Annotated in this window: 20 protein-coding genes; 12 read left to right on the top strand and 8 right to left on the bottom strand. The window is 42.5% G+C overall.

Annotated features, from left to right (window positions below; all coding sequences use genetic code 11):
• Nucleotides 1-28: 28 nt before the first annotated feature.
• From POV26_RS07845 to POV26_RS07810, 8 genes are all read left to right on the top strand, one after another.
• Nucleotides 29-1,117, top strand: coding sequence for a sensor histidine kinase (locus POV26_RS07845; protein WP_272855921.1), 1,089 nt, complete (start codon nucleotides 29-31; stop codon nucleotides 1,115-1,117).
• Between the two features lie 6 nt (nucleotides 1,118-1,123).
• The gene (locus tag POV26_RS07840; RefSeq protein WP_272855920.1) at nucleotides 1,124-2,455 is read left to right on the top strand and encodes a sigma-54-dependent transcriptional regulator; all 1,332 of its coding nucleotides are present in this window, start codon (nucleotides 1,124-1,126) and stop codon (nucleotides 2,453-2,455) included.
• A 614-nt stretch (nucleotides 2,456-3,069) separates the two neighbouring features.
• On the top strand, nucleotides 3,070-4,365 hold the full coding sequence (locus POV26_RS07835) for a Glu/Leu/Phe/Val family dehydrogenase (RefSeq protein WP_272855919.1): 1,296 nt from the start codon (nucleotides 3,070-3,072) through the stop codon (nucleotides 4,363-4,365).
• A 92-nt stretch (nucleotides 4,366-4,457) separates the two neighbouring features.
• The gene (locus POV26_RS07830; RefSeq protein WP_272855918.1) at nucleotides 4,458-4,874 is read left to right on the top strand and encodes a GreA/GreB family elongation factor; all 417 of its coding nucleotides are present in this window, start codon (nucleotides 4,458-4,460) and stop codon (nucleotides 4,872-4,874) included.
• A 26-nt stretch (nucleotides 4,875-4,900) separates the two neighbouring features.
• Nucleotides 4,901-5,281 carry a hypothetical protein gene (locus POV26_RS07825; RefSeq protein ID WP_272855917.1) on the top strand — a complete coding sequence of 127 codons (381 nt, stop codon included), beginning with the start codon at nucleotides 4,901-4,903 and terminating at the stop codon, nucleotides 5,279-5,281.
• Between the two features lie 31 nt (nucleotides 5,282-5,312).
• A complete protein-coding gene (locus POV26_RS07820; RefSeq protein ID WP_272855916.1) occupies nucleotides 5,313-6,446 on the top strand; it encodes an NAD(P) transhydrogenase subunit alpha in 1,134 nt (377 codons plus the stop codon).
• A 3-nt stretch (nucleotides 6,447-6,449) separates the two neighbouring features.
• Nucleotides 6,450-6,752: an NAD(P) transhydrogenase subunit alpha part 2 gene (locus POV26_RS07815; protein WP_272855915.1), complete on the top strand. Its 303-nt coding sequence runs from the start codon at nucleotides 6,450-6,452 to the stop codon at nucleotides 6,750-6,752.
• A 117-nt stretch (nucleotides 6,753-6,869) separates the two neighbouring features.
• Nucleotides 6,870-8,258 carry an NAD(P)(+) transhydrogenase (Re/Si-specific) subunit beta gene (locus POV26_RS07810; protein ID WP_272855914.1) on the top strand — a complete coding sequence of 463 codons (1,389 nt, stop codon included), beginning with the start codon at nucleotides 6,870-6,872 and terminating at the stop codon, nucleotides 8,256-8,258.
• Nucleotides 8,259-8,286: 28 nt separating this feature from the next.
• Here the strand turns inward: POV26_RS07810 and POV26_RS07805 are convergent, their stop codons facing one another.
• Nucleotides 8,287-8,913, bottom strand: coding sequence for a hypothetical protein (locus POV26_RS07805; RefSeq protein WP_272855913.1), 627 nt, complete (start codon nucleotides 8,911-8,913; stop codon nucleotides 8,287-8,289).
• Nucleotides 8,914-9,017: 104 nt separating this feature from the next.
• Between POV26_RS07805 and POV26_RS07800 the strand changes: the two genes are divergently transcribed.
• A complete protein-coding gene (locus tag POV26_RS07800; protein WP_272855912.1) occupies nucleotides 9,018-10,586 on the top strand; it encodes a serine hydrolase in 1,569 nt (522 codons plus the stop codon).
• A 166-nt stretch (nucleotides 10,587-10,752) separates the two neighbouring features.
• Here POV26_RS07800 and POV26_RS07795 read toward each other — a convergent pair whose 3' ends face one another.
• Nucleotides 10,753-11,226, bottom strand: coding sequence for an RES family NAD+ phosphorylase (locus POV26_RS07795; RefSeq protein WP_272855911.1), 474 nt, complete (start codon nucleotides 11,224-11,226; stop codon nucleotides 10,753-10,755).
• On the bottom strand, nucleotides 11,226-11,738 hold the full coding sequence (gene parS / locus POV26_RS07790; protein WP_272855910.1) for a type II RES/Xre toxin-antitoxin system antitoxin: 513 nt from the start codon (nucleotides 11,736-11,738) through the stop codon (nucleotides 11,226-11,228). The genes POV26_RS07795 and parS overlap by 1 nt, the downstream gene beginning before the upstream one ends.
• 245 nt (nucleotides 11,739-11,983) lie before the next feature.
• Between parS and POV26_RS07785 the strand changes: the two genes are divergently transcribed.
• Both POV26_RS07785 and POV26_RS07780 read left to right on the top strand, forming a co-directional pair.
• Complete coding sequence (locus POV26_RS07785; protein WP_272855909.1) at nucleotides 11,984-12,436, top strand: Na(+)-translocating NADH-quinone reductase subunit F; 453 nt, start codon at nucleotides 11,984-11,986, stop codon at nucleotides 12,434-12,436.
• A gap of 28 nt (nucleotides 12,437-12,464) precedes the next feature.
• Complete coding sequence (locus POV26_RS07780; RefSeq protein WP_272855908.1) at nucleotides 12,465-13,043, top strand: GNAT family N-acetyltransferase; 579 nt, start codon at nucleotides 12,465-12,467, stop codon at nucleotides 13,041-13,043.
• 10 nt (nucleotides 13,044-13,053) lie between these two features.
• Here POV26_RS07780 and POV26_RS07775 read toward each other — a convergent pair whose 3' ends face one another.
• The 4 genes from POV26_RS07775 to gdhA form a co-directional block, all read right to left on the bottom strand.
• Nucleotides 13,054-13,605: a ferritin gene (locus tag POV26_RS07775; protein WP_272855907.1), complete on the bottom strand. Its 552-nt coding sequence runs from the start codon at nucleotides 13,603-13,605 to the stop codon at nucleotides 13,054-13,056.
• Nucleotides 13,606-13,698: 93 nt separating this feature from the next.
• Nucleotides 13,699-14,418: a DNA repair protein RecO gene (gene recO, locus POV26_RS07770; RefSeq protein ID WP_272855906.1), complete on the bottom strand. Its 720-nt coding sequence runs from the start codon at nucleotides 14,416-14,418 to the stop codon at nucleotides 13,699-13,701.
• Nucleotides 14,418-16,730, bottom strand: coding sequence for a type IX secretion system anionic LPS delivery protein PorZ (gene porZ, locus POV26_RS07765; protein WP_272855905.1), 2,313 nt, complete (start codon nucleotides 16,728-16,730; stop codon nucleotides 14,418-14,420). The genes recO and porZ overlap by 1 nt, the downstream gene beginning before the upstream one ends.
• Before the next feature lie 215 nt (nucleotides 16,731-16,945).
• Nucleotides 16,946-18,289 carry an NADP-specific glutamate dehydrogenase gene (gdhA, locus tag POV26_RS07760; RefSeq protein ID WP_272855904.1) on the bottom strand — a complete coding sequence of 448 codons (1,344 nt, stop codon included), beginning with the start codon at nucleotides 18,287-18,289 and terminating at the stop codon, nucleotides 16,946-16,948.
• Nucleotides 18,290-18,545: 256 nt separating this feature from the next.
• Between gdhA and POV26_RS07755 the strand changes: the two genes are divergently transcribed.
• Entirely contained in the window at nucleotides 18,546-19,346 is an 801-nt protein-coding gene (locus POV26_RS07755; protein ID WP_272855903.1) for a THC0290_0291 family protein, read from the top strand.
• 75 nt (nucleotides 19,347-19,421) lie between these two features.
• Here POV26_RS07755 and POV26_RS07750 read toward each other — a convergent pair whose 3' ends face one another.
• Complete coding sequence (locus tag POV26_RS07750; RefSeq protein ID WP_272855902.1) at nucleotides 19,422-20,564, bottom strand: cystathionine gamma-synthase; 1,143 nt, start codon at nucleotides 20,562-20,564, stop codon at nucleotides 19,422-19,424.
• Nucleotides 20,565-20,821: the final 257 nt, after the last annotated feature.

Raw genomic sequence — 20,821 nt, 5'->3', positions numbered from 1 at the left:
CTTTGAAAAAAGATTGAAGCGCGTATTTATGACTATAGAAAAAAACCTCAAGGAACGTATCAAAGAGCTTACCTGTCTCTACGAAGTATCTTCCATTATTGTAAATAACGATTATAAGGCACTGGATAAAACCTTGTATTCCATCGCGCTGAGTCTTCGGAAATCGTTGCAGTTCAGCAAGGATGCCACGGTCGAGATTGTTTCGGAACCTTTCCACCTTATTTCTTCGGCTTTGCCAAAAAGGACCGTGTCCATTGAAAGCAATATCTCTATTTTCAACGAGCCCAAGGGTTTTATAAGGATGCATTATCCCGCGGATAAATTCACCAAAAAGGATTTTTTAAAGGAAGAGAAAAAACTGCTGCAAAACGTCTCCATAAATGTGGGTGATCTGCTGGAGCGTGTAGCCATTCGCGAAAACGAAGCTATCGTAAAGCGAAAAATGGAACACGCGGACCGCTTGAGTATTTTAGGGGAAATAACTGCCGGCATAGCCCACGAGCTAAACACACCGCTCGCCAATATTTTGGGCTTCGCCGAATTGCTGAAAAGTAAGGAACCCGAAAACACACAAAACAGCAAGGATATCGATAAAATTATAAACAGTGCCATTTTCTCGCGCGAAGTGGTAAAAAAACTGATGTTCTTTGCCTGCGAAATGCCGCAGAATTTAGGACAAACAGACATTGTTCCCGTCATTAACGAGGCGATGAACCTGCTGGATCCAACTTTTAAAAAGAACGAAGTAAAATACAAAGTTACGCTTCCCAAGGGAGAAGTTTTAATGAAAGCCGACACCATCCAGTTGACGCAGGTTATTTTCAATTTAGTGCTGAACGCAATCTATTTTTCGCCCAAAAATGGATTGATAAAAATTACTTTGGAAGAAACAAAAAAGAACATAATTCTAAAAATTGCTGACGAAGGCCCGGGTATTTCCGCTGAAAACGTGCAGAAAATATTCCAGCCCTTTTTCACCACAAAAACCGTTGGTGATGGCTCTGGCTTGGGGCTTAGCGTAGTCCACGGTATTATAAGAAGCCACCGCGGAACTATAGATTATCAACCAAACAATCCCACAGGAGCCATTTTTATTATTACTTTTCCAAAACAATAAACCCCGATGCTTCAAAAGGAAAACATACTGATAGTAGATGACGACATCAACATTTTGGAATTGCTCCAGCGGCACCTGCATTCCATGAATTACCATACCTATAAGGCCGTTTCGGTAAAAGAGGCCGTAGCCATTTTGCGCGACACCGAAATAGATTTACTGATAACAGATCTAAAAATGCCGGAAGTGGACGGTTTTCAGCTCATCCAGTTTGCTTCCGAACATTACCCAAATATGCCAAAATTGGTAGTTACGGGCTATCCTTCGGTGCAGGATGCGCTTTCCGCAATAAAATCGGGCGTTGTGGATTATTTAGTGAAGCCATTTACAAAGGAAGAATTAAAACAGGGCGTTTTAAAATCGCTTTCCACAAAGACGAAACGGAAAACCGCAGCTGAAACCTCCCAACACGGCGGGCAGGCCGAGAAAAAAAGATATGACGAAATAATTGGCGAGAGCGAAGCCATCAAAAACGTAACCCAAATAATTGAACGGGTAAAGGACAATAAAGCCACCATTTTTATAAGCGGTGAAAGCGGCACGGGCAAAGAGCTGGTGGCGCGTTCCATTCACTACAACGGCAAGTTTTCGCGCGCACCGTTTATTGCGGTAAACTGCGGCGGAATTCCTGAAAATCTTTTGGAATCGGAACTTTTTGGGTATGTGAAGGGTGCCTTCACCGGTGCCAACGATAACCGCGACGGATTTTTTCAAGCGGCGGATGGCGGCACTATTTTTTTGGATGAAATCGGGAATGCCCCGTTGTCAGTTCAATCCAGGCTTCTGCGGGTGTTGCAGGAAAAGGAAGTAATGAAGGTTGGCGACCGGAAAACCGAAAAAATTGACGTGCGCGTGATTGCCGCCACCAACAGCAATTTAAAAGAAATGATTGCGAAGGAAACCTTTCGCGAAGACCTCTTTTACCGTTTGACGGTCGTGGAAATAAACGTGCCACCGCTTCGCGACCGGAAAGAGGATATTCCGCTGCTGGCCGATAAATTCCTCTTTAAATACGGCAATGAATATAAAGACCGCTACATCACCATCGACCCCGAGGCCCAAGCACTGTTACAGCGCTATGATTGGCCCGGCAACATCCGCGAGCTGGAAAATGTAATCCAACGCGCCGTAATTATGTGCGACCGGACCATTGGCGTTAAAGACTTGCCCGAAACCTTAAAGTATCAAATAGATTTCCCAGAGGACGAATTGGTTCCGCTGAAGGAAATGGAAAAAAAGTATATTCAAAAAGTACTCGCCGCAACGGGCAACAACCAAACCAAGGCCGCCGAAATCCTCAACATAGACCGGAAGACACTCCGCTCGAAAATTAGTTGAGGGGTTAATTTGGAATTTGTTGATTCGGGATTCGTTGATGCGTAGTTGTACGTTAAGCTTGGCTCTTTCCGCTTTTCTATATTTAAAAATAGAAGCAACAATCATTTTAAGGGAAAGGGGTTCTTCGCTCCGTTATTTCATTTTGGGATAACTATTCATTCTAATGGACGGAAGAGGTTGTGTCGATAATGTTCAAATCCCAAATCCCAAAAAAAAGCTTTGGAATTTGGAGTTTCTCCTTTTTGGAATTTGAACTCACTGGGTAATTTCTCCCCAAAGCGGAAAATATTCCCCAGTTGTTTCTTATTGAATATTTCTTCTTAAAATATTGAACACGCTGTAAATCAATTAGTTATAGATTATTTCAAAATAATTTTTTTAAATGGCACACCCCTTGCCAATAGGAATGGCAAACAATGAGCAATTATGATTAATAACCCTACAAACCTTTGTCTTGAATGTGCGCACGCTGCCTATTGTGTGCTAACGCACAATCATTCAGCGGTGTTTTCCTGTAGTGAGTTTGACGAACTGCAACACCGCGCCCCAGAGCCTTTACTGAAAATAACCCAAAGAAAGCCTGAAATGGCGACTATTTAAAAACAACTATTAAAATGATAAACACACAAACAGTGGAAAAACCGCAACCTGTAAAAAGAGGAATGTTGGACAACGTGTTGGAGCAATTCAACAGTGCTGCAGACAAAATTGATCTGAACCCAAACGTTCGCAAAATTCTTAGCATCACAAATACTGAAATCATTATTCACTTCCCGGTCCGTATGGACAATGGCGAGGTGGAAATATTCACCGGGTACCGTGTGCAGCACAACAACGCACTCGGCCCTTACAAAGGTGGTCTTCGCTATCACCCAACGGTAGATATTGACGCTGCCCGTGCTTTAGCCATGTGGATGACCTGGAAAACATCGCTGGCAGGTTTGCCCTACGGAGGTGCAAAAGGAGGAATCCAGATTGACCCTTCAAAATATTCAAAAGGAGAATTGGAGCGCATTACCCGAAGATTTACCTATGCGTTGGGTGAAAATATTGGTCCAGAGCACGACATTCCCGCGCCAGACGTAAACACCAACGACCAGACCATGGCGTGGATTGCAGATACGTATATGAGTACCAAGAGTACCAGCGAGCGTTCCAAAAACCAACACGTAGTTACAGGAAAGCCTGTGGGCAGTGGCGGTTTGGAAGGTCGTGACCGGGCAACGGGCTACGGGGTATTCTTGACCATTAAATTTTGGGCTGAAAAGAACAACGAGAGCCTAAAAGGCAAAACATTTATCGTACAAGGTTTCGGAAACGTAGGCTATTGGGCTGCGCATTTCTTGGAAAACGAAGGTGCAAAAATGGTAGGTGTGCAAGATGCTTTTGGAAGTCTTCAAAACAAAGAAGGCATTACGGTTGAGGATCTTTTCAACTACGGCAAGGCCAACAATGGCAGCATCGTAGGTTTCCCCGAAGCTGACGCGATGGACGGGAAGGAATTCTTCGGCTTGGATTGCGACATCTGTATTCCAGCAGCTTTGGGCAACCAGATTACCAAAGAAAACGCACACACAATAAAAGCTACTCTAATTGCTGAAGGTGCCAACGGCCCGACCGATGTGGAAGGCGAAAAAATATTGTTGGAGCGTGGTATCACCATCATTCCAGATATTATGTGCAACTCCGGTGGCGTAATCGGAAGTTATTTTGAATGGCTTCAAAACCGTAACGGAGAGCTTTGGCAGATGGACGAGATTTTGGAAAAACTGGAGAAAAAACTTCGTTCCACTTTCAAAAAAGTTACGGCCTATTCCGAAGAAAAAGGAATTGATATGCGCACCGCTGCATTCAGCATCGCTATTGAAAGAATTGAAAAAGCCTATGTGCTTAGAGGGATTTTCCCATAATTAATTTGAATCCATAAAGATGGAGCGTCCCTCCTCAAATTGTCTCGATTGACAATTGATGCTCCATCTTTTATAATACAGAGAAAGAAACCATGAAATATGGAAATTTGATATTAGAGAAGAAAGAATACGTTTTTTTAAAGCGTTTACTCAACGTTACCGGTTATTACAAAGATGAGAACACCAAGGTTTCCCTTAAAAAATTAAGCGGAGAAATGACCAGTGCCATCATTTATGACCACGAAGAAATGCCGGCTGACGTAATTCGCTTTAACAGCGTAGTTACAGTAGAATCCGGAACCTGGAAAACGGAATTTCAATTGGTAATTCCTACTGAACGCGATATTGCGGCAAACAAGATTTCCATTCTGGCGCCCATGGGCTCTGCCGTAATGGGCTATGCCGAGGGCGATTCCGTAATCTGGAATTTTCCCAATGGCACCAAAGAACTTAAAATTACCAGCGTAAAGCAGGCCGAAAGACCAATTGATATAGACGTATTGTCATAGTTTTTATCATTTAAAAATTTTACATCATGCAGATTTACAATCACGACACCCCCGAAGCAATAGCATTTAAGAATAATTCCATAGAGTTGGACAATTGGATAGAACATCTCAACTATATCGAAAAGGAGATTGTCAACCTGTTGAACCTTGGAAATACGGAACTTTCAAAGGTGTTTGAATCCAAGAACGTAATTGAGAAACTGGCTCGTGAAAAAGAAACAAACGCAGCAGCCATTGACGCCTTTTTAAAATATAAAGAAGGTTTGCCAAAGGCAGCCGAATGTGAAGATGTGGATTGCGATATGTTTTATGTAACCGAGCATGAAAAGTTTAGAAAAACCTATTTGGCGCACCTAAAAAAGTACAGGGAAGTAAAGGAAGAATACTTCAGCGTGCTAAGTAAATAATAGAGAAAAAGAAAAATTTCAATATGAACTTATGAGCGAACAGCCACAGTCCAAAACTATAGGAATCCTAAAAACCCCAAACGATCCGCGGGTTTGTTTGTTGCCCAAGGAAGTAAAACGTCTTACCGGGGAGTTGAAGCTCAACATCCTTTTTGAGCCGGGACTGGGCAGTTCGCTACAAATTGAAGATGCCGAGTATGTGCAGGCGGGAGCTATCAGTCAATCTCACGAGTCAATTTTTAAGAATTCGGATACCATCGTATCCATAAACCATACTTTTAGCGAAGTGGAAATGAAGGGGGGTTGTTGCTTCATTGGTATTTTCAACCCCCTCTTTCATGATTCCAAACTCGCTATTTACCAAAAAAACGCAGCTTCCGTTTATAGTTTGGACTTACTGCCACGTACCACCTTGGCGCAGTCCATGGACGTGCTTTCCTCCATGGCCTCCCTGGCTGGATATAGGGCCGTCATAAAAGCTGCGGAACTATATAATGGTGTTTTCCCAATGTTCACCACCGCTGCGGGAACGCTGACGCCCGTAAAAATTTTAGTGCTCGGCGCTGGGGTAGCAGGTTTGCAGGCCATCGCCACTGCCCGTCGTCTGGGCGCAGTAGTAGAAGCTTTTGACGTGCGCAAATCTGCAGGGGAAGAAGTGCGGAGCCTGGGCGCAACCTTTATTGAAGTGGAAGGTTATACCGAATCTTCAAATGCAGGGGGGTATGCGGTGGAACAAAGCGAAGCATACCAAAAAAAGCAGAAAGAATTGATACACAATCATATTTTAACGGCAAACATCGTGATAAGCACCGCCAACATTCCCGGAAGAAAAGCGCCGTTGCTCATAGAAACGCGTTCCGTGGAAGCCATGCAGCCCGGTAGCGTAATCATAGACCTGGCGGCCGAACAGGGCGGAAACTGCGAACTTTCAAAAAACAAGGAAACAATAAATCACAACGGAGTTACCATTTTAGGGAACTCGAGCCTTTCTGCTGAAATACCCGTTGCAGCTTCAAAACTGCTTTCCAATAACTATTTCTCCTTTTTAAAGTACAAGCAAAAGGCAGAAAGCCAAACCGACGACCCATTGCTGACCGCCTGTAAGATTATGGAAGAAGGCGAATGGACACACCCACATTTCACCAAACAACTACAACCCGCCTAAATTATGGACTTCATAAATCAACACATCCAAGAGATTTATTTCGTAATCTTCTGCGTCTTCATAGGCATAGAGGTTATAAGCAATGTTCCCGCCATTCTGCACACGCCGCTCATGAGCGGGGCAAACGCCATTAGCGGTGTTATCCTGGTTGGGGCTATCATTGTAATGCTTCGGGTGCCGGGCGACGATTACCTCAACCTCACTTTGGGGGGGTTCGCCGTTTTTCTCGGCACCCTTAACATATCCGGCGGATTTTTCGTTACGGGGCGCATGCTCAAAATGTTCAGCCCCAAAAAATTGACATAAGACTGAATGAAGTAGGACATAAGACGGTTTCGTCAACAAAAAGTCCTACGTCTTATGCTTGCCCGCCGCAGGAGGGTCTTTTCGTCTTATGTCTTTCACAAATAATTTTAGAAGAAAATGTACGCAATCATCGAAGTAGGCTATTTAGTGGCCACCCTTTCCTTTTTGGGAGGTTTGAAATTTATGAGTTCCCCAAAAAGAGCAAAAACCGGAAACCTGATAGCGGCAACGGGAATGGTCCTTGCCGTGGTGCTCACCTTTGTGGCCGCAATTACAGCCACGGTTCCCTATACCAATTTAATAATTATGCTTTTGGCCGTTGCCGTTGGAACCCTCATTGGCAAACGACTTTCAGATAAAGTTGAAATGACCGGCATGCCCCAACTGGTCTCGTTGTTCAACGCAACGGGCGGTGGCTGCGCCATGCTTTTGGGATTGATGGAAGCCAATCAAATGGATCCGGCCACCACCATTCTGGGCAATCAAATTCTTCTCATAGCCGGTTTGATAACGGGGGCGGTAGCCTTAACGGGAAGTGTTATCGCAGAGCGAAAATTGGCCGGAAAAGTAAAAGATAGACGCGGCAAGATCGTCATCTTTTCCGCAAGGATCCTTTTGGGATTGATGCTAATATTGCCCGTGCTTTACTTCATAGGTTTCATTCCAATTGGCTTTACCGCTTTTATGTATGTTTTGGCAACGCTCGCAATGGTTTATGGCGTTCTTTTCGTGCTGCCCATCGGCGGGGCAGATATGCCGGTGGTAATTTCACTATTAAACAGTATCACTGGTATAGCAACGGCTTTCGCAGGTTTCGTTTACGCCAACAAAGCGATGATTGCGGGCGGTATTTTTGTGGGTGCCGCGGGAATTCTACTTACGCTTTTAATGTGTAAGGCGATGAACCGTTCCCTGTTAAAAGTACTTGCAGGAACGTTTAAAAAGAGTAAAAATGGTGCCGTTGAAGAAGCGCAGGATATAAAGGAAATTAGCGTTTCCGAAACTGCCTTATCGCTTTCCTTTGCACAAAAAGTGGCAATCGTTCCCGGTTACGGGCTTGCCGTGGCACAGGCGCAGCACGTTTGCGGCCAACTGCAGCATTTGTTGGAAAAACGCAATGTGGAAGTGGATTACATCATCCACCCCGTGGCTGGCCGTATGCCTGGGCATATGAACGTATTGCTTGCCGAGGCAAACGTGGAGTATTCCCGTTTAAAGGAAATGGACGAAGGCAACGAAAACATGGAACAATATGATACTGTTTTGGTTTTGGGCGCAAACGACGTGGTAAACCCTGCCGCGGAAAACAACCCAGACAGCCCCGTTTACGGTATGCCGATCATCCGTGTTTATGAAAGCAAGCAGGTAATTGTAATTAAGCGAAGTATGAACAAAGGATACGCCGGCGTGCAGAACGATCTTTTTGGACTGGACAATTGCAGTATTCTTTTTGGCGATGCGAAGGCTTCCTTGCAGGAAATTGTGAACCAGTTGAAATTGATTTAGCAGTATTTGTCCCAAGCAATTCTTTAATCTATCCGAAAAGATTCAAGGAGACTTCCAATAAATCCAAATCGAAAAAAACTTTTTCGGGAGTGGCAACGTGGGTAAAGTAAAGCATATTTACTTTTTCAGCTACAAAGCATTCTCCCCAAAGTTCCTCAAAAATAGTTATAAACGCATCTTCTAAATCTTCATCTCCAATTTCAGAAAGATTTAAAGGGAGAAGAAGCAATAGGTCAAAAATACCCTTTTCCTTATCCCAACCGTCAATCGCAATTTGGATATCCTTCGGCCTTATACTGAACTCTACAAAATCGAAAGGTTCTGATAAAATTTTTGGGTCCGTGTTAATTTTACCCTCAACCAAAGCTCTGATCTCCCAATGTTTTATCTTGGGAGCTGCATCCAACAAACGGTTCACATATAGCAGCAAATCCCTATCTCCGCCACACGAAATTCTAAGAATAGTGTCTTCGTACTTGGCTTCTTCAAAATCGGGGCCAATAAGTTTTGCAAACACTCCGGGGCAATACGTTTCCATCCGCTCACATAAATAGCAAAATGTTTCAAAATATTTTTGTTTATTTTCATAAAATGAACTGGCCCGAAGATCCTCCTCGTAGGTTCTAAAATCTTCCCAAAATTCCTTTGCTGTCATAACTAACAATTTTTAGGGCTGCAATCTTTACAGGGGAACGATTGGCCATCCTAAATTTAAGAAAAAGATTCAATACCTTTAAACTCTAATTATAAATTCTGTATATGAGATCTTTTATTGCCAAAACGCTACTGCTTTCCTTTGTAATCCTATCCTCCAATTTTACAGTAAAAGCCCAGGCTTTGAGCGGTCCACAGATTGACAGTTTGGTGCAAAAAACAATGAAAACCTTTGACGTGCCCGGAATGGCGGTTGCGGTTTTGAAAGATGGCAAGGTTTACCATAAAAACACCTACGGCGTGCGTTCCATAAAAACAAATGCGCCGGTGAACGAGAACACCCTTTTTGGCGTGGCCTCAAACACCAAAGCTTTTACCACGGCTGCTTTGGGGCAACTTATTGACCAAGGGAAGCTAAATTGGGACACAAAAGTGACAGACATAATTCCAGAATTTCAACTTTCCGATCCTTATGTAACGCGCGAATTCACCGTTCGCGATCTGGTAACCCACCGCAGCGGACTGGGTCTGGGCGCGGGCGATTTGATGGTCTTTCCAGCAGGAAATACAACCACAAAGGCCGAAATGATCCACAACCTTCGGTATCTGAAACCCGTTTCCTCCTTCCGAAGTAAGTTTGATTATGATAACTTGCTGTATATAGTTGCAGGCGAAGTTGTTTCAAGGATTTCCGGAAAATCTTTTGACGATTACATTTCAGAAAACTTCTTTAAACCTTTGGGAATGGACCGTTCCTTTCTTTCCATTCCAAAAATAAAAGCCGACGATAATAGAATTGACGGCCACGCCCCCGTAAATGGCAAACTGGAATTGACCGGAGATACTTTTACCCAAATCGCCACGCCGGCGGGTGGAATCTTTGCTTCCATAAACGATATGAGCACTTGGGTACGGGCGCAACTGAACGATGGAAAGTATGGCGAAAAAGGAAAGGACAGCCTTTTCAGTGAAAAAGTGCACAACGAAATGTGGACGCCCCAAACCATTATAAGAAGTGGAAAAGGACCCTACAATACGCACTTTTCGGCTTATGGTTTGGGTTGGTTTTTAAGTGATGTGAATGGTTATTTCCAGGTTACCCATACGGGGGGACTGAATGGCATTGTTAGTCAAGTGACGCTTCTCCCAGAAATGGATTTGGGAATTATTGTGCTTACCAACCAACAAAGTGGTGCCGCTTTTAGCGCCATTACAAATTCCATAAAAGATGGGTATTTCGGAATAAAAGGCGAAGACAGGATTAAACAATACAACGACCGAAGATTGGCAGGCGAAAAGGAAGAAGACAGCATTGTTTCCGCAGTGGAAAAAACCATTGCCGCGCAACTAAAAAGCAAAGCGCCAAAACCGAATCCGGCGGATTACACAGGAACTTATAACGATGTTTGGTTTGGCAATGTTGCAATAACCGACCAAAACGGAAGCCTTTATTTTAAAGCCGAAAAATCGCCAGATTTAACGGGAACGATGACTTTTTATAAAGGAACTACATACGTGGTACGATGGAATGATGCTTCATTGAAGGCAGATGCCTTTGTAAATTTTAGCTTGGATACCGAAGGAAAAGCAGATGGTTTTAAAATGAGCCCCATCTCGCCCTTGACCGATTTTAGTTATGATTTTCAGGATTTGGAGTTTGGGAGAGTGGAATAGTTGCCCAGCCATTTTTTCAATTTCTCCTTTTTGTCCAATAATAAAATACAATATAGAACCGGAAAAAGGAGGCAATAAAACAACGAATATCTGGATTAAGTTACACACTTTCTAAGATAGTCCCTTTTATACATTCCTCTGTCAACTCTTTTTATTGTAAATATCTTTATTTTACCTGTTTAAACCTTTTATCAAAAATTAATTTTTCTTTTGAAACTACAGTAATCCTGCTCGCGTCAGGATGGTTGGGGTTAATTAAGTAATTGTATTCAGGGGGAACAATACTGCTTAGCACTTTTAGAACTGCTGCTTCATTATCTTTTACAAAATCATCACCTATGTATTGTGTTTCAAGAGATGGAGGCTGTATGTTCCAATTATCTGGCAAGTCTTCGTTCCTTAATTCTAAAATTTCAACGGCATCAGGGATGTCAATCTCGACATAATATCTGTCTGTAGGCAAATCTTCACTTAAATCTAAATGGATAGCAACTTCTAAAGTTGCAAGCGCCCGCGATTCAGCTGTATAAACTAAATATGTATTGAGACTATTCCATCTATACCCTTCTGTTAGCGATGCCCTCACTCCTTTTAATGTGGTTTCTAAATATTTCTCTCTTTCAATTCTATATACTCTCATCAGGCCATATTTCCATATTCAAGTCTATTCAGGCTATTCCTAACCTCTTGAATACCAGTCAATGAGTCGAATAGACTTTGTGGTGTGGCACCTCCAAGAGAAATATTTGGTTTTTTTAGCCAGCGTTGAAATTTCTCCTTTTCATTATTGAAAACCTCCAATCCAAAATCGAGTAATTCGGTAAGAACTAGCACTACTTCACTATCCCTACCCGTTAGTAAATCTTTATCTCTCTTCTTTTTATTATATGTGGTCTGAGCTACCCCGAGTATATTTAAAACTTGTTTTACAGGTAAATTTGTTCTATTGCTTATTACTTCAATTGATTCGTATGGCAATCCCCTTCTAATAATGTTTACCCGCTCCATTTTTGTGGTCCAAGTATATTTGTCTGCTGCCACGACAATGCTCCATTTAGGGTTTTCAGTCCCTCTATTTCTTGCTCTATGGATACTCTTTTTCGGATCTATTGCTTTTGTCTTAGAAGGAGTATTTTTCTTTTTTATGCTCATAACAGTATATTTACTGTAAATGTACAGTAATTTTGCTGTAAATACAAAATTTTGATTAACCAAGTGCTAGCCTGTTTATAATCACTCTCTTTTTACCTATTTGTCACGCTATACATTGCATAGGCAGGTGTGAAATTAAATAATCATTCGTGTCGGTCTTTTTTACAAAAAGCCAAAAAAACCAAAAAACAATATGTGTTCTTCTCCATATTTATTAATTTCATAGATGTAAAAAAACAGTTCCTATGAAAACCACAAACAGACTGGATGCCGCATTGGAAAAACTGTACACGGCTTTCCACAACAATACTTTAAATCCAGAGTGCTGCAACCATTGTGCGGTGGGCAATATTTGCAACAATACTGATAGCTGGAAGCACCTCAGCGATGACCACGGTTCGTTGCGATTAAACTATGTTGGGCTTGTGCATGAAAATTTGGGCCGCAGGTTTCACGGGTATTCCCCTTCGGAACTTCTAAAGATTGAAGCTTCATTTTTAAAAGGCTGTGGCTACACGCTGCCCTTGAACCACAGAAATGCGAAACCAGAAAACCCTACTTCCAAAGAGACACTTTTTAATGGCTTATGCGCCGCCGTAGCACTTTTATGCTCCTTAGATGGAATAAAAAATGTAATGGATTTTTATCCGCTGTTTCAAAAAGACACCGAACCGTTGGAGTTGGAAGTAATGGCGTAAAATATCCCAACCTTTTCTTTTTTGTTGAATGAATTCTATCTTAAAACCAAACATCCGCCCCGCCCGTCCCGAAGATTTCAAACAAGTTGCGCCCTTGATTATTCAGGCAATGGAAGATTTGGCATGCACTTTTGCCAATACCAAAAATCCTGCTGATGCCATTCCACTTTTTGAATACTTTTTTCAGCAAAGGAAAAACCAGTACAGTTTTGAAAACAGTTTGGTTTGGGAAGAAAATGGAGAAATCGCCGGTTCCGTAATAGCTTATGACGGGGCGTTGCTGCCTATTTACCGCGAACCATTTTTGGAATATATTGCCAAAAACTACAACGTAAAGGATTTGATAATCGAAAACGAAACCTTAACAGGGGAGCTTTATATTGACACATTAAGCGTTTTTCCGAAGCACCAAGGAAAGGGAATCGGCAGCAAATTACTGCTCGCCATAAATTCAAAAGCGAAAGAGGAAGGCCATAAAAAAATCGGCCTTTTGGTAGATTTTAAAAACCCCAGCGCCAAAAAACTGTATTCGGCATTGGGGTTTGTAACTGTGGGCAAAAAACAACTTGGCAACAGTGTTTATGAACACTTGCAGTTGCAGCTTTAAATTTCGGGGTTTATGGATTGTCAACCTCGGCATCTCTTGCCAGATCGGCATCGTCCTCTTGGTCCCCAATTTTGCTGTCTAAATAGAGCAACGATTCGCTGCTTGCTTTTGGGCCACCGGCAAGTTTAAGTTTATCCAAAAGATCCAATACCAAGGTTTCTTCCTCGATCTGTTCTTTTACGAACCATTGGCCAAAATTCCACGTTGCCCAGTCTTTTTCTTCTTGTGAAAGGTTTACGATTTCATAGATTGCAGTGGTGTTGTCCACTTCGTGCTGAAATATTTTCTCGAAACATTCCTGAAGGTTTTTTGGGTCTTTTGGCGGAGCCGACAAAGCCGAAATCTTGGCTTTTCCACCGCGTTCCTGAATATATTCTATCACCTTCATCATATGGTTGCGCTCTTCCCCAGAATGCCTGAAAAGGAGGTTTGCAATGCCCGCATAACCCTGGCTGTCTGCCCAAACGGCATAGGAAAGGTAAATCTGTGCCGCATTGGCTTCTTTTGTTACTTGTTCGTTTAAAACGTCCTCGATTGCTTTTGAAAGTCTGTTGGTATTCATAATATTAGTTTTCCCCTAAATTACTCAATGCCGTGAAAACGGTTTATTGCCTTAACATTACGTTAGTGCAATTTTATATTAAATGAAGGATTTTTATGAAAACAACTGCATCAGCACCGCCAACGATTTTGGCTTTTGATAGCCTTGCACGTGAAAACTGTAATAGGCCAAGATGAGTTCCAATAGGTTTTGACGGGCTTTTTTGGAAAGTTTTACAGTGTGTAATGTTTCTATATTTACGGTGAAGAACTTTTTAAAATTTTCTATCTGCGGACCTTCCAAACAATAGTTGCTTGTGCTTAAGGCCTGAAAATTGCCTTCCACAATGTTGAAATATGCTTCGTCAATGTTTGAAGCATCGGGATAAAACCCCAAGTGCATACTTAATTGCAACAAGAAGAAAATATGAAAATTGGCAACTTCATCAGTTTGGTCAAGCCACTGAAAAGCGTGTTCCAAAAAACCATAAAGCTCCTCATTGGCCTCTTCTTCGCGGATGCAGTTTTTCAGCATTTCGGATAAAAACATGACCAAGCCGGTTTTTACGATATCCGTATGCAGGGTTTGGAAGGGATAGCAAACTTTTGCTTCCTTTATATACTCAAGTGTTCCTTTATTTTTGTGCTCTGCAATAAGTTCCAGTTGGGTGAGCGGCTGAAAGTAGGATGCTTTCACTTTTCCTTTTTTAGATTTAAGAATGCCGCGCAATAAGTAACTTTTTATTCCTGAAACCGCTGTGTAACAACATACAATTAAATCTGCTTCGGAATATTTTAGGGCGGAAAAAACAATGGCTCTGGTAGCGACAACCATTAGCGGATAATCATTATTTTGGAGACTTTGGTTTCCAAATTATCATCTGTGGTAACGAGCACTAAATAAACGCCCGATCTAACTTTGTATTTCCCAAAAGCTGTGGTATCCCACAAAACGCTTCCTCCTTGTGAAGTTTCCTCAAAAACAAGGCTTCCGTTAATGTCGGTTATCTTTACGTTTGCCCGAGCCGTAAGTCCATCTATAGTTACGTTTCCATGAAAACCGGGACGAACGGGGTTGGGGAACGCATGCACATTGTCAAGATTATCGCCGGGTGCGGTGGCGGTTCCTCTGTAAGCTACAAGACCTTGCGTAGTGGCGAAATACACAACCCCCGTGAAAGGGTCAATGGATATATCCTGTACGTTGTTCGTTGGCAATGGCGAGTTGTCTTTTGTGAAGCGAAGCAGGGTTTCCTGCCCATTGTTGGTCAAATAAAATACTCCAGAAGTTGCCGTGGCTATCCATACATTATTGGAGCCATCCACTTCAATATCTGTGATGGATTGTTCATACAAAAGTTCTTGGGGCACCCCGTTTTCAACTATAATAATGGATCTTGATTCGGGTGTTTCACCTTGCTCAAAAAAACTGCCGGGGCTATAAAGTACGCGAAGTCCGCGGAGGGTACCAATCCAAAGTTTGTTTTGGGCATCAAAAGCCAGTGCCCTAACCACGCTGGAAGGCAAATTTCCAGCTCCCGCTCCTTTTCCGAGCCTATTGAAAGAATCTGTCCGAGGGTTATACCCTACTACGCCGTTGCTATAGGTTCCGAAAAAGATACTGCCTTCACGACTTATGGCCAATTTGGTCAATGCCAACTCACTTACAGGAGTTATTATGTTTGAAATATCAACCTTTTGAAACTGTCCGCCCGGCGTTAATTTAATAAGGCCTTCGTCCAGCTTGCTCTGCACAAACCACAGGTTGCCCTGTCCGTCAAATTGGGACCCATAGATTCGTATGCCGGCATCGGCGGGATTTCCATTTGGCAATGTGAGCGTTACCCTTTCTAATGGACTATTGGTTTCGTCGTAAAGAATAGTGGGCGTTTCTTCCACAATTTTAAGGAGTCCTTTTTGGAACGAACTCATAAAAACTTCATTGGGTTCTTGGGGATTAGTGGTCACTTTTACCAAATCTGTTGGCTCGCCGCCCACTGCTGCACTTAAATCCTCGTAGTGAATATTGTTCCAGAGGGTGTCTTTTAGGTGGCTAATACCATAACGGGACAGCGGATAAGGGTTAAAGTCACTATCTACTTCCCCAAAGCTTACCCAAAGTTGACCGGGCGAAGCATCCAGCGCAAAAGGACTGTTTTTTATGGGACCGTTCGGAAGTATTTGTGTGGGTTGTGTGCTGCCAAAAGGAACAATCAACAGCCCATCTTCCAAAGTCCCCAGATAGAAATTATTTCCGAAGCTATACCCTGAAAGAAGATCGAGCTGAAAACCTGAAACATTCGTTACCGAAGATTGTTCTACAAAGCCTTCAGAATAGGCGTGGATTGAATTTTTTGTGGTAATAGTCAATAGATTAGCCGCAAGTCTGAATTTTTGTACTTGTGAATTGAAAGTTCGAACCACCGTTGTATTACCCTGCGGTGTAAAACGTAAAATCGTATTTGATCTATTGGAGGCATAAAGCTCATTGCCCAACTTTTCCATCGCCCTGTACCCTCCGCCCATAATGGTTGTCCAGTTTTGGTAATCAATCAAATTATCATCTGCCACCATGGCCCTTCGCATACCGTTGTTGGCACTGGCCGCAAAAATGTAGGGTTCCTGCACAGTGGTCTGCACAATATCTATCTGGCTTCCGCCATCACCTATAAAATAGGTATCGCCAAACTCCAAGGCCGAAAGATCATAGACCGAGATGCCGTATTTTGTTGAAATATAAAGCTTGTTATTGTATTCGTTGAAATTGTTGATGCGTTTTCTATCTGGTGGAATGGTTTGTTTTTCCAAAATATCAACCACTTTCAAGATGTTTTCTTCGCCGTCCTTCACAATCTCCATCAGCCCATTTTCATAACCAATAATCAACAATTTAAAAGCTTCACTGTAATGAACTGTAGTAATGAATTCGCCCGAAAGCCCATTAACGGTAGATAAGGTTTTGATCTGCTGCGTGGAAAGATCATAAGTAAACACAGCATTTTCAGCGCCCACAAAAATTTTATTATCACCTTGGGAAATGTCTTTTACAGAAACATAGGAGAAATAGCCCGTCCAACGGTCCTCGAAATTCTGGGCGCTTGCCAGAAACGGAATTAGTAGAAGAAAAGCAATGATCCACCGCCTCATATATAACTGGTTTTGTTTATTAACACGCTAAAATACTATTTATTGCGGGATGTGAACGAAAAATGACGCAAGACAAAAAGACGTAAGACATAGGACTGTTGCTTCTATGCGTTTAAAAAAAATATAAAATTCTTTAAAAAAAACAGATTCTTTGGTCTTATGTCTTACGTCAAAAAGTCTTACGACAATCTTTATTGAAAGTACTATACTACGTTCTATACTACGCCTTGGGCAAGCATTGCATCAGCCACTTTTACAAAGCCTGCAATATTTGCTCCTTTTACGTAGTCCACATAACCGTCACCTTCTCTTCCGTATTGTACGCAAGCCGCGTGAATGTCGTTCATAATACTGTGAAGTTTTTCATCAACCTCTGCGGCGGTCCAGCTTAAACGCAAGGAATTTTGCGACATCTCCAAGCCTGAGGTCGCAACTCCGCCAGCATTGGAAGCTTTGCCGGGGGAGAACAAAATCTTCGCTTTTTGAAATGCCTCAATAGCTTCTGGCGTGCAGGGCATATTGGCGCCTTCGCCTACGCAAATACAACCATTATTTAAAAGTATTTGGGCTTCTTCGCCATTCAGCTCGTTTTGTGTGGCACAAGGAAGGGCAATATCGCATTTCACTTCCCAAGGACGTTTTCCCTCAACGTATATTGCACCGGTATATATTTTTGTGTATTCTGAAATCCGGCCACGCCTTTCGTTTTTCAAATCCATTACGAATGCAAGTTTCTCTGCATCGATGCCTTCGGAATCATAAATATACCCTGAAGAATCAGAGAATGTAACCACTTTTCCACCAAACTCCATTGCCTTTTCGGCAGCATATTGCGCAACGTTTCCGGAACCAGAAATAACGACTGTTTTTCCTTTGAAGCTTTCGCCTCGGGTTGCAAGCATGTTTTTTGCGAAATACACGTTTCCGTAGCCTGTTGCCTCAGGGCGGATAAGCGATCCGCCGTAGGAGCGTCCCTTTCCGGTCAACACTCCCGTAAATTCGTTGCGAATGCGTTTGTACTGGCCAAACATAAAGCCAATTTCACGGCCTCCAACTCCAATATCTCCCGCGGGCACGTCGGTATCCGGACCAATATGTTTTGAAAGTTCCGTCATAAAACTTTGGCAGAAACGCATCACTTCGTTGTCGCTCTTTCCTTTTGGGTCAAAGTTGGAACCCCCTTTACCACCTCCCATTGGAAGGGTAGTCAAGCTGTTTTTAAACGTTTGCTCAAATCCTAAAAATTTCAATATACTAAGGTTTACGGAAGGGTGGAAACGCAAGCCTCCCTTGTAGGGCCCAATGGCCGAGTTGAATTGAACTCTGTAGCCTTTGTTTACGTGAATTTCACCTTTGTCATCCGTCCAAGGAACTCTAAAAAGTATGGTGCGCTCGGGCTCTACCATACGCTCCAACAGTTTTTTGTTGGCATATTTTTCATTTTTTTCAATAAATGGGATTACTGTTTCGGCAACCTCGGTTACCGCCTGTAGAAATTCAGGTTCATTGGGATTGAGTTTTTCGACTTCAGAAATGAAATCCTTTATACTTTGCTTCATTGGTTATAATTTTATTTTACTTTTAGCGAATCTCCTTAGTGTCTGTTTGTTATAATGTATTTTTTGAATGCTTTTTATGGAAGATTCTAAAAAATACCTATTAAAATGACCAATTGCATAAGGAAGGCACAAATATAAGCGTTATGATAAAAACAGTGTGCAAATTTTTACAAATAAGCTAAATAGTATTATTAAATTTCGCTGTTAAACATGTTTTTATATATTTGTTGTGTCTCAATCTAAACCCATTTTTATAATGAATACCAGAATTTTGCTATTGGTATTTTTCTTGTTGGCATTCGCAAAGCAAGAAGTTTACAGTCAGCTTGGCTTTTCTCACGAAGTGGGTTTAATTACCGGGCCCGTAGTTTTCTATTCAGATTTTGGACAGCGGAATAATTTTGAAACCAATGCTAAAAACGTGGGTTTTGGGGTTGGCCTTATCCATTATCTCAATTTTTCCTATCGCGCAGATTGTAATTGCTATACCCGTGATAAATATTTCAACGACCACTTTAAGATCCGCAACGAAATAGATTACCACAAAACCAATCTGGAGCATTTTGGACGTTGGGTGGAACCAGACCAAACTTCGTTGTTTGCGGATCAACTTCGCGCTATGAGTGGCTCTACTTCTGTTTTTGAAATCGGTTCGCAACTTGAGTATTTCCCGCTGAGCATCCGCGATTATGCTGCAGGTGCCTATAAAATTGCCCCTTTTATTAGTTTTGGGGTGCATTGGGTAAGTTACAATTCTGAGGTTGAATCTTCATTGGGTCCTTTAAACACGCCTATATCTACACCAGACAAATATTTTAATTCCTTTCAACAGGGCTCTGCTTCCACTTGGGCCATGGTCGGTAGCGTTGGCATTCGCTACAAGCTATCCCCATTGAGCGATTTGATGTTGGACAGCCGCTGGGAATATTATTTTACCGATTATTTGGATGGCCTAAACCCAAGTCTTGAAAACAACGGAACAACACCCGTTCCCGAAAACAAGGCCAACGAGTGGATTTATTGGTTGAATATTGGGTATATCTATTATATAGATTAAAGAATTTATTTCACATAAAAAAGGGTCGGATTTCCATAAATCCGACCCTTTTTTTTATTCAATGAAATGGTTGAATTATCCGATGGCCTGTTTCAAATCTGCAATCAAATCATCGGCATCCTCTATTCCCACGGAAAGGCGGATCAGCGAATCCACAACTCCGGTCTTTTCACGCTCCTCCTTCGGGATGCTGGCGTGGGTCATACTCGCAGGATGCCCCGCAAGGCTTTCAACCCCGCCCAAGCTTTCTGCCAAGGTGAATATTTTTAGGTTTTCAACTATTTTGATGGCTTCTTCATAATTGTTCCCTTTGGTTACGAAGGAAATCATTCCGCCAAAATCCTTCATTTGCTCCTTTGCAATCGCGTGGTTCGGATGGCTTTCAAAACCCGGCCAATATACCTTTTCAATTTTTGGATGTTTTGCCAAATATTCCGCAACGGCCTTTCCGTTTTCGCAATGGCGCTGCATACGGATGTGAAGAGTTTTCAAGCCCCGCAAAACAAGGAAACTGTCTTGGGGCCCACAAACGGCACCACTTGCGTTTTGTATGAAATAAAGCTTTTCTGCAAGGTCTTTGTCCTTTACGACCAACGCTCCCATAACTACGTCGCTGTGTCCGCCCAGATATTTTGTGGCGCTGTGCATCACAATATCGGCGCCCATTTCCAACGGTTGTTGCAAATAGGGTGTGGCAAAGGTATTGTCAACCGCCAGCAAAATGCTGTGCTTTTTCGCAATGGAAGCCGCTTTTTTAATATCGATAACGTTCATCATTGGGTTGGTTGGCGTTTCTACCCAAATGAGCTTGGTTTTGTCGTTCACGTACGCCTCAATTTTATCGGCATTTTCCATTCCAATAAAATGGAATTTGATTCCAAAGCCTTCAAAAATCTTGGTAAACAAACGATAGGTTCCTCCGTAAAGGTCGTTGGTTGAAATTACCTCATCGCCGGGTTTCAAAAGTTTCATTACCGCATCAATTGCTGCGAGACCACTTCCGAAGGCAAGTCCGAACTCGCCGCTTTCAATGCTCGCAAAAGCGCGTTCCAAAGCCGCACGCGTCGGATTTCCGCTTCGCGAATATTCAAAACCTTTATGGCCGCCCGGAGTGGTTTGCGAATAGGTTGAAGTTTGATAAATTGGAGGCATTACCGAACCATAAGCGGGATCTACGTTGTGCTGCCCGCCGTGTATTGTTTTTGTGTTGAATTTCATAAGAATGTTTAAAATTATAATTTTTTTGCCCCCCGCCCTAAAGGGAGCCTTTGTCATTAAAGCCAACAAGCTTTTGCCCAATGGGCACCCTTTAGGGTTGGGGTTAGCTGTATTTACCCCCCGCCCTAAAGGGAGCCTTTGTCATTAAAGCCAACAAGCTTTTGCCCAATGGGCACCCTTTAGGGTTGGGGTTAGCTATTGACCCCCGCCCCATAGGGAGCTTGATGCTCAATTTTTGGCACCCTTTGGGGCCGGGA

Origin of the sequence: Aequorivita todarodis, from assembly GCF_028561335.1 — a bacterium.
Classification (GTDB): Bacteria; Bacteroidota; Bacteroidia; order Flavobacteriales; family Flavobacteriaceae; genus Aequorivita; species Aequorivita todarodis.
The sequence above is the reverse complement of the archived record's forward strand: the minus strand, read 5'-3'. Positions and strand labels throughout refer to the sequence as shown.